The following is a 15,279-nucleotide window of genomic DNA, read 5'->3' on the forward strand; positions in this document are numbered from 1 at the left end:
GTGAGAGTAGGACGTTGCCGGGCAATTTTTAAAGCGAGTCAAGGAGTTCATTCCTTGGCTCGCTTTTTTGTTTGTTGAGGTTAATTTGTATCTAAGTTCTAAAAGGCTGGTTGGATGATGTTCTTTTGGGAGAAACTTATTGTAGATGGTGAGTTGCGTAGGTGGAGATACGATTGGATGCTGGGGGTTATGATCACAATCTGGAGTTTATGAGCGGAAATCAGAGTTTATGATCACGAAGCGGAGTTTATGAGCGGAAATCAGAGTTTATGATCACAATCTGGAGTTTATGAGCGGAATCCAGAGTTTATGATCACAATGCGGGGTTCATAATCACATTCCAATACCACTCCATGTCCCATGCTTTAATTTAAGCCTTCTTTTTTGCACTGGGGGGAGGTTTCCCTTATGGTTAAGGGACTAACCCACGAGGAGATGGCGCAGATGGAATCCGTTTATGAGTTTACTGTACAGAAACCTGATGGAACCGAGCAATCGCTATCTGAGTTCGAAGGAAAGCCGTTGCTCATAGTGAACACGGCGAGCAAGTGTGGCTTTGTGAAGCAGTTTGACGAGTTACAAGAGGTCTATGAGATGTATAAGGACCAGGGGCTGACCGTTCTAGGTTTCCCGTCGGATAACTTCAACAATCAAGAATTTGATAGTAGTCATGAGGCGGAGGAGTTTTGTCGGATGAACTTCGGTGTATCTTTCCCGATGTTTGCAAAAGTGAATGTAAAAGGTGATCGCGCAGAGCCGTTATTTCAATTTCTTTCATCGCAAAAGAAAGGGATGCTTACGGAAGGGATTAAATGGAACTTCACGAAGTTTCTTGTAGACCGACAAGGCAATGTAGTAGATCGCTTTGCTCCGCAAACAGGACCTCTAAAAATGAAGGATGCAATTGAAAAGTTGATATGACAGAAAAGGGCTAATACTTTTACTTATCGTTGCTTCCTTGACACACCTTAACGCCGCTGATAACCTATTATCTAATATTTAACCGAAACTATAAGGGGGCACCAGGCATGTGGGAAACTAAGTTTGCTCGTGAAGGGCTAACGTTTGATGATGTATTGTTGATACCAGGAGCATCTGAAGTGTTACCAAAAGACGTATCATTGTCTGTTCAATTGACGGAAAAAATTAAGCTGAACGTCCCGTTGATCAGTGCAGGAATGGACACGGTCACAGAATCTAAAATGGCAATTTCTATGGCGCGTCAGGGTGGTCTCGGTGTTATCCATAAGAACATGAGCATTGAAGAACAAGCTGAGCAAGTTGTCACAGTAAAACGTTCTGAGAATGGTGTCATTACCAATCCATTCTTCCTGACTCCTGAACACCAAGTATTCGATGCAGAACATTTAATGGGGAAATATCGTATTTCCGGTGTACCGATTGTAGATACGCTTGAGAATCGGAAGTTGGTCGGAATCATTACGAACCGTGATCTTCGCTTCATCCAAGATTACTCGTTAACAATTGACGATGTGATGACGAAAGAAAAACTCGTTACAGCGCCTGTTGGTACGACGCTTGAAGATGCAGAAAAGATTTTACAACAGCATAAAATCGAAAAACTTCCGATTGCCGATGAAGACGGAACGTTGCGAGGGTTAATCACCATTAAAGATATTGAAAAGGTGATTGAATTCCCGAACGCGGCGAAAGATCATCATGGTCGGCTTCTAGTTGGAGCAGCTGTTGGTGTTACATCGGATACAATGGTTCGTGTTGAGAAGCTTGTAGAGGCTGAAGTAGATGTCATTGTTATCGATACAGCACATGGTCACTCTAAAGGTGTTATTGATATGGTGAAAAAGATTCGGGAAACGTATCCGTCACTCGATATTATTGCAGGAAACATTGCAACTGCAGAAGCGGCTCATGAATTGTATGAAGCGGGAGCAGATGTGGTGAAAGTCGGAATTGGTCCAGGTTCTATCTGTACGACTCGAGTCGTTGCAGGTGTAGGGGTTCCGCAAATTACAGCAGTCTATGATTGTGCAGCTGAAGCTCGGAAGCAAGGCAAGACGATTATTGCCGACGGAGGTATTAAGTTCTCGGGAGATATCGTCAAAGCACTGGCTGCGGGTGGACATGCGGTCATGCTCGGTAGTTTACTTGCTGGAACGACTGAGAGCCCTGGAGATACTGAAATCTTCCAAGGCCGTCGTTTTAAAGTGTATCGTGGTATGGGTTCTGTTTCTTCAATGGAACGCGGTTCGAAAGACCGTTACTTCCAAGAAGATGCGAAAAAGCTTGTACCTGAAGGAATCGAAGGGCGCATGCCTTATAAAGGTTCCCTCGCTGATACAGTTCATCAGTTAGTTGGAGGAATTCGGTCAGGTATGGGCTATTGCGGAACGAAAGACTTGCACACATTGCGTGAAGAAGCACAATTCATCCGTATGACAGGTGCAGGTCTTCGAGAAAGCCATCCCCACCAAGTTCAGATTACGAAAGAAGCACCGAACTATACAATTTCTTAAAACTAGTTCGTCAGGAACTTCAGCACCTTTCTTCTCGTCTTATATGGGCGGAAAGGTGCTTTTTTTTATTTTATATCCATCCTTTCCTTTAGGTATGATAAACTATGGGAGTAAATCGCAATGACGGAGGTAGAAATGTGAAGAAGATGAAGAACAGATGGCTGTCTGTACTATGCTCGGCAGTCTTGCTCGTAGCAGTATTTGGTGCGACACCCGCTCAGGCGGAATCGGCGCTTGGCCTCCATGTGGATGCGGCCATTCTAATTGACGCGGATAGCGGAAAGATTTTGTATGAAGAAAATGCAGACGCTCCACTTGGCATTGCTAGTATGTCAAAAATGATGGTCGAGTACCTTCTATTCGAAGCAATTGATGAAGGGTCCATCACATGGGATCAGGAGTACAAGGTAACAGACTATACATACACGGTGTCTCAAAATCGTAAGTTGAGTAACGTGCCCCTACGACGAGATGGTTCGTATACAATTAAAGAATTGTATGAAGCTCTTGCAATTTATTCCGCGAACGCGGCGACGATTGCAATTGCTGAAACAATCGGTGGAACAGAAAAAGAGTTCGTAAAGCTCATGAACGAAAAAGCAAAAGAGCTTGGGTTGAAGGACTATAAGTTTGTCAATTCAACAGGATTGAATAATAAAGACTTACAAGGCATGCATCCAGAAGGATCAGGTCCTGATGATGAAAACGTAATGCCGGCTAAATCGGTTGCGAAGCTTTCGTATGCGCTAATCAATGATTATCCTCAGGTTCTCGATACTACAAAGATTCCAACAAAGGTATTTCGTGAGGGTACTTCAGACGCGATCAATATGATTAACTGGAATTCTATGTTGCCAGGTTTCTTATATGCCTATGAAGGTGTAGATGGTTTGAAGACAGGAACAACGGACTTTGCAGGTCATTGCTTTACAGGAACTGCAATTCGTGACGGTAAGCGCGTCATCGCTGTTGTGATGAAAGCTGTAGACGCTAAAGGCGAAGGTTCCTATAAAGCACGGTTTGACGCAACACGTTCCCTATTCGATTATGGTTTCTCACAGTTCTCTGAAGTGGAGTTTGTTCCTGAAGGCTACCAGTTCAAAGGTGATGAGACAATGAAGGTTCTGAAAGGGAAAGAGAAAGATGTTGCCATCCAAGTAAAAGAACCGATTAAAATGATGGTAAGAACGAGTGAAAAAGATCAGTATACACCTAAGTTAGTCATCGATGAGAAAAAGTTGAAAGATGGCTCACTTCAAGCACCAATTAAAAAAGATACAGTAGTAGGGCATGTGGAGCTCGTGAAGAAAGACGGCTCTGAAGACTATGGGTATATCGACGGGAAAAATGTACAGTCCGAAGTGGTAACAAAAGAAGCTGTTGAAAAGGCAGGCTGGTTCTCTCTAGCAATGGGAGGCATCGGTCACTTCTTCTCAGGTCTTTGGGATAGTGGGACAGGCTTCGTAAAAGGCTTGTTCAACTAAAAAAAGCGGAACAGACGCTATCTAGCGCTGTTCCGCTTTTTGTATGCCCCAGACGTTCATGAGTTTTTCAATGCCTCGCTCTATTTGGTGTTCGCTCAATCCACCAAAGCCAAGCAAAAAGGATGGTGAGCCTGTAGCCTGTCCGGACTTGTAGTCTTGCAAGCTGTAAACACGTATCCCCGCTTGCAGAGCAAGGTCAGCTAGTACAGGTTCTGTTTGCTGTTTATGTACAGTTACGATGATGTGCATTCCAGCTTCGTCTCCTGAATAAGAGATTGCAGGTTCATAAGGAGTAAGGGCTTCCGTGAGCAGTTGAAGTTTTTTGCGATACACTTTGCGCATCCTATTCAAATGTCTTGAAAACTGTCCTTCTGCCATGAAGCGTGCAAGCATGTGCTGATCGAGTCGCGGGACAGTGGATGCGTATTGGATGAACGCCCCTTTATAACGCTCCAGCAGTGCTTTGGTGAGCACCATGTAGGCGATTCGTAGTGATGGCATGAGTGATTTAGAGAATGTACTTAAATAGATGACATTTTCTCCACGATCCATTCCTTGAAGTGAAGGAATAGGACGCCCCGCATATCGGAATTCACCATCATAATCGTCTTCGATAATAATATGTTCTGGATTAGAGGATGCCCAGTTCAACAAAGCGGCTCTACGTGGCGCAGAGAGCACGGTACCTGTGGGAAACTGATGGGAAGGTGTAACATATGCAACTGTAGCCAACGAGCGTTGTAGTGCATCTACGTCCATACCATCGTCGTCCACTGATATGGGAATGGCTGGTCTCAAATGATGGTCAAATACGTGATGGGTCAGTGGGTAACCTGGGTCTTCCACAGCATACACAGCTTCTTCACCTAGAATCCGGATAATGAGTGGAATGAGTTGCTCGGTTCCCGACCCGACAATGATCTGTTCAGGAGTACAAATAACTCCTCGTGAATGATACAAATACGTGGCAATCTCATTACGTAATTCTACATCGCCATGGGGATCACCTAGCTGCAATAAGTGAGCGGCGTGTTCGTCGATGACGTCTTTCGCTACTTTTCTCCATTTCGAAAAAGGAAACAATACAGGATCCACCTTTCCGGGTGAAAAGTCGATTGCTGCTGGTCTTACAGGAGTGATCACCTCCTTCACTTCTGCAGACTCTGTATAGGCGAGTTCTTCAATATCTTGAACGTAGTAGCCACTACGAGGGACTGCCGTGATATATCCTTCCGAAACCAGCTGACCGTAAGCAAGTTCAATTGTTGTTTGGCTGACTGAAAGAAATTCACTTAGCTTCCGCTTAGACGGTAGTTTTTTACCGACAGGAATCCGCTGATCCGTAATATCCTGTTTCAACTGCCGATAAATCTGTTCATAAAGAGGAATTGCATGAGATTTGTCCAATAAAAGTAACCACTCTTCCATCAATATCCTCCATTCTGACCCTGTCGATCTCTCATACGTTTAAAATTTGTAAAGGTTATAAGTGAAGTATACCGTAAGCTGATGAAAGTGAAAATGACATCTATTTTCTAAATTCAGCATTTGCTTGCCAAACATTTCGGCGTATAGTAAAGTTAAAGTAATTTCAAACGTAAGACGATGAAGGGAAGTAGTAGCAGCAACGTTTTTCTAAAGAGAGCCGACGGGTGGTGCGAGTCGGTGAAAACAACTGTGAATCCATCCTTGAGCAGCCAAACTGAACAGAAGTAGGTTTGTGCCGGCACCGGAGCCGTTATCTTCCTGGAGTGAATTAGCATTGTGCTGATTAAGCTGGGTGGTACCGCGGGTAGTTCTCGTCCCTATTGATAGGGGATGGAGGGCTTTTTTTGTGCTCGAATTTCGGAAATCGTTACAACAAATTGAGGAGGAATCGTAATGTTAGACAGAAAAGTGTTGCGTACAGACTTTGAAGGTGTGAAGAAAAAGCTTGCCATGCGTGGAGAGGATATCTCTGAGCTGGACAAGTTCCCAGCGCTCGATGACAGACGCCGTGAATTATTAGCAAAAGTTGAAGTGCTAAAAGCGGAGCGTAACGAAGTGTCTCAGAAAGTGGCAGAGATGAAGCGTAACAAAGAGGACGCTGACGAGCTTGTTTTGAGAATGCGTAAAGTCGGAGAAGACATTAAAGCATACGACACGGAGTTGAATGAAGTCGAAGAACAATTGGATTACGTCCTAATGCGCATTCCGAACATTCCGCACGAAAGTGTTCCTGTTGGTGACAGCGAAGATGATAACGTGGAAGTTAGTAAGTGGGGAGAAACACCAGAGTTTTCATTTGAAGCAAAACCGCATTGGGAAATCGGGACAGACTTGAAAATTATTGACTTTGAACGAGCAGCAAAAGTAACGGGAAGCCGTTTCGTATTTTACCGCGGCATGGGCGCGCGTTTAGAGCGTGCACTTATCAATTTCATGATGGATCTGCATCAGGATGAGAACGGTTATGAAGAAATGTTACCACCGTACCTTGTGAATCGTGAAAGCTTGACGGGTACAGGGCAATTACCGAAGTTTGAAGAGGATGCATTCCTCGTTGAAAAAGAAGATTACTTCATGATTCCAACTTCTGAAGTACCAGTGACGAACTTTTATCGGGATGAAATCCTGAATGCTGAAATGCTACCGAAAGGCTTTGCAGCGTACAGCACAAACTTCCGTTCTGAAGCGGGTTCTGCGGGCCGTGATACACGCGGATTGATCCGCCAGCATCAGTTCAACAAAGTGGAGCTCGTCCGTTTTGTGAAGCCTGAGAATTCGTATGACGAGTTGGAAAAACTGACAGGACATGCAGAAAAAGTATTGCAATTACTTGAGCTTCCATACCGTAAGTTGAAAATGTGTACAGCTGATCTTGGATTCACAGCTGCGAAAAAGTATGACTTGGAAGTATGGATCCCAGCACAAAACGCGTACCGTGAAATTTCTTCATGCTCAAACTTTGAAGATTTCCAAGCGCGCCGAGCTAACATACGCTTCCGTCGTGAAGCAAAGGGGAAGCCAGAGTATGTGCACACACTAAACGGCAGTGGTCTTGCGATTGGTCGTACAGTTGCAGCATTGCTTGAAAACAATCAGCAAGAAGATGGTTCGGTATTGATCCCGAAAGTTCTGCGTCCATATATGGGTGGAAAAGAATACATTACAGCTGGTGAATAAGAGTGAACGTAAAAAGCGACGTCGGAAGTCAATCTGCTTCCGGCATCGCTTCTTTTTTTGCTCGTTTCTTCTTTTCACGCAACGCCCTGAAGAAGTTCGTGAGTAGAGCACCACATTGTTCCCCCAGGACGTCTTCACGGACCTCACATTCGTGATTAAACCGTTCGTCGTTCAATAGTCGATACAAAGAGTCAACACACCCTGCTTTCGCGTCACGGGCTCCGTAGACGACTGTTGGGATTCTAGATTGAAGAATAGCTCCCGCACACATCGGACAAGGCTCAAGCGTCACGTAAAGAGCGGTCTCCTCAAGTCGCCAACTACCAATGACCTCACACGCATCTTGAATAGCGGATAGCTCTGCATGAGTAACCGCATTTTGCGTCGTCTCCCGTAAATTATGGGCACGCGCAATCACTTCACCGTGATGGACAATAACAGCCCCTATAGGTACCTCACCGAGCGCTTCTGCTTTCCTCGCTTCCGCTATCGCCAATTCCATAAAGTACTGATCTTGCTCGTTCACATTCATACTCATCGCTCCTTATCCTCAGTGTATCATGAGAAATAAATTAATGGACTACACATTTATTAAAAGTAGAGAAGTCTAAGGACGATTTTATTTATCTATTTTAGGAGTCAAATCAGTTTTGACAATCGTCTAATAGTTGGAAGGAGTTGAAAGAGATGAATAACGGGGATTTATATAAGGAGATTAGACAAACTGATAATGAACTGATGGAATCCTTGATTCGTGATTATGCATTAGACGTTAAAAAAATCGCTTTTCTCTATGTGAATGATGTAATGGAAAGTGAAGACATCTTACAAGAGGTCTTCATCGCATGTTATCAAAACCTACATAAGTTCAGGGAAGAATCCAGCTACAGAACGTGGCTAATTCGTATTACTATCAATAAATGCAAAGATCATAATAAACGTTGGTCAGTTCGAAACTTTTTATATAAAGCATCCATTGACCCACAGGGGGATTTTCACTCCGCAGAAGACTCTTTATTAACTAAAGAGAAGACGGAAGAAACGATGTCCCATTTGTCCCACCTATCATCAAAGTATAAAGAAGTTCTAATTCTATATTATTACCAAGAGTTAACGATGGAGGAAATAGGAAGAATCTTATCAATTAGTAGTAACACCGTAAAGTCTAGATTACTGCGTGCGAAAAAGAAGTTAAAAGAGAAGTTAGAAGGAGGCAATTGAAATGGATAAGTTCGAACAGAAGTTGGCAAATGAGATGAAAAGTTATACAGACAAACATGTGAAACTTTCAGATGGAGAAAAGATTCGACTTCATCAGGTTGCTTTACATGCTTCTGATCGTCAGAAGAAACCCCCTATTACGTACTGGGTAGTTGCTGCTGCGGCTTTCTCATTATTTTTACTCATGTCTGCTGGAATCTTATACAATTCATCAAAAAATTCATCATTATCCTTAGATGAGCCACTAACTGCTACAAGTATTTCCATGGAAGATTTAGAAAAAATCAATGTTGAACTACTTACCCAAGTCCCTATAAATACTGACGAAACAAAGTTCACGATTCAAGTGAAAAACCAGTCAAACCTGCCAATTCTCGATATGAATCTTTATTTGAGCTACGACATTCGTTTGAAAAATGAAGCTAGGGAAAATCCATTTCAAGCAAGTGTGGCCCAACACGTAACTATTGATGCCAATCAAACCAAGACGTTCGACGTGGTTTTGCCTAGCTATGTTTTCAATGCAGATATCGCATCACCCGATGGAGTCATGATTAAAATGCAAGCATTTCTGGATGAAATCTCAAATGACCACTTCTTTTCAATGGGCAAATCCAATAGTGTAATTGAAGCAGAATAGAACTTAGCTGAACTTATCTGTTCTTGAGCTTGATAGTAAATTTGTATTAAGCAAGATACTGTTGATTGAAACGAAAGGCGGCGACTCCTGCGGAAATAGCGAAGGTTGAAGACCCCGCAGAAGCGAAGCGACGAGGAGACTGAAATCGAGCCCGCGGAAAGCGTCCGACTGAAGTGTAAATCAACACTGTCTACTATATAATTCCCGGTTGCTGTCTACTTCTAGTGTTTCACAAAGTAGACAGCCTTTTTATGTTCATTTTTAATTATCTATATGCAAGTTTTACAATTGTTCCACGTGGAAAAAATGTCACAACCAATTGAGTGACTCCTATGATAAACTAAAGGGACGACACTAAGTGAAAGACAGGAGCGTTGGTCATGACCATTCCATTCATTGCAGTAGAAGGACCGATCGGGGTTGGAAAATCCACGTTGTCTAAAGCGATTTCGGACACTAGCCGGTTCCACCTGCTCATGGAAATTGTGGATGAAAATCCGTTTCTCAATAAATTTTACGACGACATCGAAGAGTGGAGCTTTCAAACCGAAATGTTCTTCCTCTGCAATCGATATAAACAACTTGGCGATATTCAAAAACAGTATCTAGCCGAAGACAAGCCTGTCGTCGCAGACTACCATATATTTAAGAATCTCATCTTTGCACAACGCAGTCTTTCTGAAAGCGACTATGCAAAATATGAGCAAATTTATAACATCTTGACTGCAGGTATGCCTGTTCCAAACGTCATTGTTTACTTGCATGCTAGCCTCGAGACACTTATGAAACGAATTGCTATGCGAGGTCGTGATTATGAGCGGGGAATGGATCCAAACTATATGCGTCGGCTCTCCGAAGATTATGATACATTCATTAATCGATTCGAGCTCATGCATCCTGAAATTCCAGTCTTGCGTTTCAATGGAGACGAACTCGACTTCGTTGCGAACTCCAGGGACCGCCAATACATTCTTGACGCAGTTAATGCTGTCATCCAGAAAGAGGTCGTTTAAGTGAACTTACGTGAAAAATACGGGATTCCAGAAAACGCAGTTATTACGATCGCAGGAACAGTAGGTGTCGGAAAGTCGACGATGACGACAGCACTTGCAGAAGCACTCGGTTTCCAAACATCCTTTGAAAATGTAGACCAAAACCCATACTTGGACAAATTCTATGAAGACTTCAAGAAATGGAGTTTCCATTTACAAATTTACTTCCTAGCAGAACGTTTCAAAGAACAGAAGCGCATCTTCGAATATGGCGGTGGGTTCATTCAAGATCGTTCTATCTATGAAGATACTGGCATCTTTGCACGTATGCATATGGAAGAAGGTACGATGGATCCTGTCGATTACAAGACGTATACAAACTTGTTCGACGCGATGGTCATGACTCCTTATTTCCCACATCCCAATTTGCTTATCTACTTGGAAGGCCCGCTGGACAGCATTATTGACCGCATTCATGAACGAGGCCGTGAGATGGAGCAAGAGACACCGATTACGTATTGGGAAGAAATGCATGCACGGTATGAGAAGTGGATCGACTCGTTCACTGCTTGCCCGGTGCTTCGCCTAGATATCAATGACTATGACCTAATTACAAACGCTCATGAAGTGGAACTGATCGTTGAGAAAATTGGCGGCATCCTGTCCCAAACAGAACCGCTTCGTAGGTAACAAAGCAAAAGACCTTTTCCGGCAGCGAAAACCTGTCTGGAAAGGTTTTTTGCATTTTTTATCGAATGGAGGAATAGAGTATTCCTATCCGTGAACAAGCGTTATTGACGCGTTGAAAATGCTTCACGTATAGTGAACCCTATAGAAAATTCCATTGTGAAGGAGCGATTCCCTATGACTGTGAACGAAAAATCGACGATTGCCTATGCAAATGAACTCGAGACACGCTATGCTGCAGCAAGCCGTCGTGAAGAGTTTTACGTTCAAGAAGGCATCATTTACTTTGACGGCAACTCTCTTGGATTATTATCAAAACGTGCAGAAACCTCATTACTCGCTATTATGGATTCATGGAAGACACATGGTATTGACGGATGGATGCAAGGGGAGCGTCCTTGGTTTAACTTGTCCGAAGAATTAGGTGCGTCTCTTGCTCCGCTAATCGGTGCGGAAGCTGAAGAAGTTATTGTAACAGGTTCGACTACCTCGAATCTCCATCAGCTCCTCGCAACATTTTTCAAACCCTCAACCGGTCGAACAAAAATTTTAGCCGATGAATTGAACTTCCCGACGGATATTTACGCGATTAAAAGTCAGCTAGAGCTACATGGACTAGATCCTGCGGAGCACCTAATTCAAGTGACAAGCCGTGATGGACAAACACTGCAGATGGAAGACATTATCGAGGCGATGAATGATGACGTTGCTGTTGTGATTTTGTCCGGCGCTCTCTATCGTAGCGGACAAGTACTTGACATGGAGAAGGTAACAGAAGCGGCTCATGCACGAGGGATTTTAGTTGGCTTCGACTTGTGTCATTCGATAGGAGCAATTCCACATGCACTGGATGATTGGAATGTCGACTTCGCATTTTGGTGCAATTACAAGCACTTAAATGGAGGACCGGGTGCAACGGGCGGGATCTACGTTAACAAAATGCATTTTGGTGTGCAACCTGGACTCGCAGGATGGTTCGGTTCTGCAAAAGACCGGCAGTTCGATATGGAGCATACGTTTACGCCTGCAGAGGGTGCTGGAGCACTTCAGATGGGCACGCCTAACTTACTCAGTTCTGCACCGTTGATCGGCTCACTAGAACTCATGAACGAAGTAGGAATGGACGCAATTCGTAAACGATCACTTGCATTGACAGGCTACTTACAGGAGTTAATCGAAACGGAACTTGAAGAGTATGGATTTACGGTAACAAGTCCGAAAGTCGATGCGGAACGTGGTGGTCATGTATTTATCGTTCATCAAGAAGCAGCACGAATTTGTAAAGCCTTGAAAGCAAATGGAGTTATTCCCGATTTCCGCACACCGAATGGAATACGTCTGGCACCAGTTGCACTCTATAACACGTTTGAAGAAGTGCTTGAGACGGTGAACATTTTAAAGCGTATCATGGACGAAGAGCAATACAAGCAATTTGAAAATAAGCGAGAAGTCGTCGCGTAAACGGGAACTGGGGGATTTGTGATGAATAAAGGGATTTCAGATTTGAATTTGGACAAAGAAAACATTCATACTGATTTTAAAAAGGACATGACGTACGGGGAATACTTGCATCTCGATCAGATTTTATCGAGTCAAGAGAGACTGTCTGGGCATCACGACGAAATGTTGTTCATTATCATCCACCAAGTGAGCGAACTGTGGATGAAGCTGACGTTGCACGAACTGACGGCGGCAATTGATGCAATCGATAAGGGTGAAATGCAGTCCGCATTCAAAAAACTAGCACGCGTGACGAAAATTCAATCGCAGATTATTCAAGCATGGGATGTACTCTCGACAATGACGCCAGCTGAATACTTGGAATTCCGCGATTCACTCGGCAAAGCATCTGGATTCCAGTCCTATCAGTATCGTCTGATTGAATTTGCGCTTGGCTATAAGTCTTCTCATATTTTAAAGATTTACGAGAAGGATGCGGAAGTGCATGCAATGTTAAAAGAGGCTTTGAACCAACCGAGTATTTATGATGTAGCAATTCGGGCATTATCAAAAGCTGGTTTTGCGATTAATCCGGAATTACTTGACCGTGACTTCAGTGTCACGTATGCAGGGGATCCAACCGTTGAAGCGGCTTGGGAAGCGGTCTATCGTGATGTCGATAAGTATTGGGACTTGTATCAGCTTGCTGAGAAGCTTGTGGACGTCGAGGATTGGCTACAGCAGTGGCGGTTCCGTCATATGAAAACAGTCGAACGAATTATCGGATTTAAAACAGGGACGGGCGGTTCGTCTGGTGTGAACTACTTACGCCACGTACTCGACCATCGGTTTTTCCCTGAACTCTGGGACCTGCGTACGAAATTGTAAGAACGATAGAGAGATGAAAAAGGGGGAGTTGTATGGAGGAGAAAGGACGAACTGAACAATGGTCCTCTAAGTTAGGATTTATATTATCATCTGCGGGGGCTGCGATTGGACTCGGGGCCATCTGGAAATTCCCTTATGTGACGGGGATGAGTGGAGGCGGTGCATTCTTCCTGTTGTTCATCGTCTTCACCCTGGTCATTGGTTTGCCGATGCTGCTTTCTGAATTCATCATCGGACGTGGCACAGGCAAGGAAGCGATCAGTGCGTATAAAAAGTTAGCACCTGATAGTCTATGGGTGTGGATTGGCCGACTGGGAGTCTTAGGCTGCTTCTTGTTGCTTTCCTTTTACAGCGTAGTTGGCGGATGGGTGCTCGTCTATAGCGGGCTAGCAATCCCGGGTCAGGTAATTGGGGATGGAACGAACTATGGCGAACTATTTGGTTCGGTTACCGGTTCTATTTGGATTACATTGCTTGGATTACTGCTATTTACGGTCATTAACGTCATCGTTATTGCGTCTGGAATTCAAAATGGCATTGAGCGTGCCAATAAATATATGATGCCACTGCTATTCATCTTTTTCATAATATTAGTAGTGCGTTCACTGACATTAGATGGTGCTATGGAGGGCGTAAAGTTTTTCTTAGCTCCGGACTTCTCGAAGATAACAGGTGAGTCGATTCTCTATGCACTTGGACAGTCGTTCTTCTCGTTAGCGGTCGGGTTTTCGTGTATGGTGACGTACAGTTCGTATTTGAAAAAAGACGTCAGCTTACGGTCATCCGCAGGATCGGTCGTGGGCATGAACATCTTTGTTTCGTTGCTTGCAGGACTTGCGATTTTCCCAGTTGTCTTTGCATTCGGGTTAGCGCCTGACGAAGGACCTGGATTGCTGTTCATGGTGTTGCCAGAAGTGTTTGGGCAAATGCCATTCGGGGAACTATTTTTAGCGTTGTTCTTGCTACTATTCTTATTTGCGACATTGACGTCGTCGTTCAGTTTGTACGAAATCATTGTTGCTGCACTTACGGCAAATGGCAAACGTACACGGAAGACAGTAGCTTGGCTTACGGGACTCATCGTGTTCGTGGCGGCGATTCCATCTGCCATGTCATCCAGTTTGCTGGAGTCATTTATGATTAATGGCAAGAGTATTTTCGATAGCACGGACTACCTCGTTAGTAACATACTTCTGCCTATCGGAAATTTACTGATTGCAATTTTCATCATCCACAGAATGGATCGTGAACTTGTGAAACAAGAATTCAATTTGAGTACAAAGGATTCTCCGGGATTGTTCCGGGTATGGCTCGTCTTGATGACTGTCGTCGTACCACTGACGATTGTTGCTGTATTTATAAATAATCTTTAATACGTGTAACTAGAAAGGATGATGGGCATGACGAAGTTAACACAGTGGATCGACATCACCCAGCCCCTCAGCAATTCGATTGCGGAATGGCCAGGGGATAGGCCGTTCAATTATGAACTCACGTTTACGAAAGAACAAACGGGCTCTGTCAATATCGGCCAAGTGTCAATGAGTGTCCATACAGGAACACACATTGACTCTCCGTTCCACTATGATAATGACGGCAAGTGTGTGCATGAACTGGATTTGTCTTTGTATATCGGGCCAGCTATGGTTGTCGATGTCACAGGACATGCTGAAATTGGTCGTGCAGAGCTCGAGAGTTTTGACTTTAAAGATGTGGAGCGACTCCTTCTTAAAACAGGAGGTCATCCTGATCCGAATACGTTCCCGGAAGACTATCCCGTGTTGAAGGCAGACATCGGTCCGTTTTTGAAGGAGCGGGGAATTAGGTTAATTGGTGTCGACGTCCCATCCGTCGATTCAGTCGACAGCAAAACGATGGATGCGCATCACTCGCTTTACGATAACGGCGTTAACATTTTGGAAAACACCGTATTGTCGAACGTAACGCCAGGAGTGTATGAGCTGATTGCACTTCCACTTGCGCTGGTAGGTTCGGATGGTAGCCCGGTGCGCGCAGTGTTGCGATCGTTGGAGGGATGATGTTATATAAGAGCTGCTTAGAGGGTTTGGGTCCCTTTAAGCAGCTCTTTTTGTATGGATTGAGCATGGGATTACCGAGTAATCACTAATGGTGAGTGAATTGTGTATTATCGAGAAAGCACACAAATGTCTGGTGTGGCTGTGAAACGAGCTTTGATGATCTAAATAAGAATGATTATTTAGAATATATGGAGATATTTCATCTGGAAGTTTGATACAATTAAATCG

Annotated in this window: 14 protein-coding genes and 1 other annotated feature; of the genes, 12 read left to right on the plus strand and 2 right to left on the minus strand. The window is 43.9% G+C overall.

Annotation, left to right across the window (positions count from 1 at the left end; all coding sequences use genetic code 11):
• Window positions 1-444 precede the first annotated feature (444 nt).
• The 3 genes from N693_RS0104635 (at window position 445) to N693_RS0104645 (ending at window position 3,979) form a co-directional block, all read left to right on the plus strand.
• Window positions 445-921 carry a glutathione peroxidase gene (locus N693_RS0104635; protein ID WP_025783625.1) on the plus strand — a complete coding sequence of 159 codons (477 nt, stop codon included), beginning with the start codon at window positions 445-447 and terminating at the stop codon, window positions 919-921.
• A 107-nt stretch (window positions 922-1,028) separates the two neighbouring features.
• A complete protein-coding gene (guaB, locus tag N693_RS0104640) occupies window positions 1,029-2,495 on the plus strand; it encodes an IMP dehydrogenase (protein ID WP_025783626.1) in 1,467 nt (488 codons plus the stop codon).
• A 137-nt stretch (window positions 2,496-2,632) separates the two neighbouring features.
• Window positions 2,633-3,979, plus strand: a complete 1,347-nt coding sequence (locus N693_RS0104645; protein WP_025783627.1) for a D-alanyl-D-alanine carboxypeptidase family protein — start codon at window positions 2,633-2,635, stop codon at window positions 3,977-3,979.
• Window positions 3,980-4,000: 21 nt separating this feature from the next.
• Here the strand turns inward: N693_RS0104645 and N693_RS0104650 are convergent, their stop codons facing one another.
• Window positions 4,001-5,407, minus strand: a complete 1,407-nt coding sequence (locus tag N693_RS0104650; RefSeq protein ID WP_025783628.1) for a PLP-dependent aminotransferase family protein — start codon at window positions 5,405-5,407, stop codon at window positions 4,001-4,003.
• Between the two features lie 168 nt (window positions 5,408-5,575).
• Window positions 5,576-5,789: a binding site (T-box leader), on the plus strand.
• A gap of 71 nt (window positions 5,790-5,860) precedes the next feature.
• On the opposite strand from N693_RS0104650, the gene serS reads away from it, so the two are divergent.
• Window positions 5,861-7,144, plus strand: coding sequence for a serine--tRNA ligase (gene serS, locus N693_RS0104655; protein ID WP_025783629.1), 1,284 nt, complete (start codon window positions 5,861-5,863; stop codon window positions 7,142-7,144).
• 28 nt (window positions 7,145-7,172) lie between these two features.
• Here serS and tadA read toward each other — a convergent pair whose 3' ends face one another.
• A complete protein-coding gene (tadA, locus tag N693_RS0104660) occupies window positions 7,173-7,676 on the minus strand; it encodes a tRNA adenosine(34) deaminase TadA (protein WP_025783630.1) in 504 nt (167 codons plus the stop codon).
• Window positions 7,677-7,831: 155 nt separating this feature from the next.
• On the opposite strand from tadA, the gene N693_RS18905 reads away from it, so the two are divergent.
• From N693_RS18905 to kynB, 8 genes are all read left to right on the plus strand, one after another.
• Entirely contained in the window at window positions 7,832-8,365 is a 534-nt protein-coding gene (locus N693_RS18905) for an RNA polymerase sigma factor (RefSeq protein ID WP_037592759.1), read from the plus strand.
• Window position 8,366: 1 nt separating this feature from the next.
• Complete coding sequence (locus tag N693_RS0104670) at window positions 8,367-9,005, plus strand: hypothetical protein (RefSeq protein ID WP_025783631.1); 639 nt, start codon at window positions 8,367-8,369, stop codon at window positions 9,003-9,005.
• Between the two features lie 380 nt (window positions 9,006-9,385).
• The gene (locus tag N693_RS0104675; RefSeq protein ID WP_025783632.1) at window positions 9,386-10,018 is read left to right on the plus strand and encodes a deoxynucleoside kinase; all 633 of its coding nucleotides are present in this window, start codon (window positions 9,386-9,388) and stop codon (window positions 10,016-10,018) included.
• On the plus strand, window positions 10,019-10,687 hold the full coding sequence (locus N693_RS0104680; protein ID WP_025783633.1) for a deoxynucleoside kinase: 669 nt from the start codon (window positions 10,019-10,021) through the stop codon (window positions 10,685-10,687).
• A gap of 174 nt (window positions 10,688-10,861) precedes the next feature.
• Entirely contained in the window at window positions 10,862-12,145 is a 1,284-nt protein-coding gene (gene kynU, locus N693_RS0104685) for a kynureninase (RefSeq protein WP_025783634.1), read from the plus strand.
• A 21-nt stretch (window positions 12,146-12,166) separates the two neighbouring features.
• On the plus strand, window positions 12,167-13,012 hold the full coding sequence (gene kynA, locus N693_RS0104690) for a tryptophan 2,3-dioxygenase (RefSeq protein ID WP_025783635.1): 846 nt from the start codon (window positions 12,167-12,169) through the stop codon (window positions 13,010-13,012).
• A gap of 32 nt (window positions 13,013-13,044) precedes the next feature.
• Window positions 13,045-14,385, plus strand: a complete 1,341-nt coding sequence (locus tag N693_RS18910) for a sodium-dependent transporter (protein WP_037592762.1) — start codon at window positions 13,045-13,047, stop codon at window positions 14,383-14,385.
• Window positions 14,386-14,412: 27 nt separating this feature from the next.
• The gene (kynB, locus tag N693_RS0104700) at window positions 14,413-15,051 is read left to right on the plus strand and encodes an arylformamidase (protein WP_025783636.1); all 639 of its coding nucleotides are present in this window, start codon (window positions 14,413-14,415) and stop codon (window positions 15,049-15,051) included.
• The last annotated feature ends 228 nt before the right edge of the window (window positions 15,052-15,279 follow it).

This window comes from Sporosarcina sp. D27 (genome assembly GCF_000586555.1).
In the GTDB taxonomy this organism is placed as follows: Bacteria; Bacillota; Bacilli; order Bacillales_A; family Planococcaceae; genus Sporosarcina.

Bases quoted from the DNA above. Each gene is read 5' to 3' on its own strand.
- guaB (WP_025783626.1), top strand. From the start codon at position 1,029: ATGTGGGAAACTAAGTTTGCTCGTGAAGGGCTAACGTTTGATGATGTA.
- N693_RS18905 (WP_037592759.1), top strand. From the start codon at position 7,832: ATGAATAACGGGGATTTATATAAGGAGATTAGACAAACTGATAATGAA.
- N693_RS0104635 (WP_025783625.1), top strand. From the start codon at position 445: ATGGAATCCGTTTATGAGTTTACTGTACAGAAACCTGATGGAACCGAG.
- kynA (WP_025783635.1), top strand. From the start codon at position 12,167: ATGAATAAAGGGATTTCAGATTTGAATTTGGACAAAGAAAACATTCAT.
- N693_RS18910 (WP_037592762.1), top strand. From the start codon at position 13,045: ATGGAGGAGAAAGGACGAACTGAACAATGGTCCTCTAAGTTAGGATTT.
- N693_RS0104650 (WP_025783628.1), bottom strand. From the start codon at position 5,407: ATGGAAGAGTGGTTACTTTTATTGGACAAATCTCATGCAATTCCTCTT.
- N693_RS0104675 (WP_025783632.1), top strand. From the start codon at position 9,386: ATGACCATTCCATTCATTGCAGTAGAAGGACCGATCGGGGTTGGAAAA.
- serS (WP_025783629.1), top strand. From the start codon at position 5,861: ATGTTAGACAGAAAAGTGTTGCGTACAGACTTTGAAGGTGTGAAGAAA.
- kynB (WP_025783636.1), top strand. From the start codon at position 14,413: ATGACGAAGTTAACACAGTGGATCGACATCACCCAGCCCCTCAGCAAT.
- tadA (WP_025783630.1), bottom strand. From the start codon at position 7,676: ATGAATGTGAACGAGCAAGATCAGTACTTTATGGAATTGGCGATAGCG.
- N693_RS0104670 (WP_025783631.1), top strand. From the start codon at position 8,367: ATGGATAAGTTCGAACAGAAGTTGGCAAATGAGATGAAAAGTTATACA.
- kynU (WP_025783634.1), top strand. From the start codon at position 10,862: ATGACTGTGAACGAAAAATCGACGATTGCCTATGCAAATGAACTCGAG.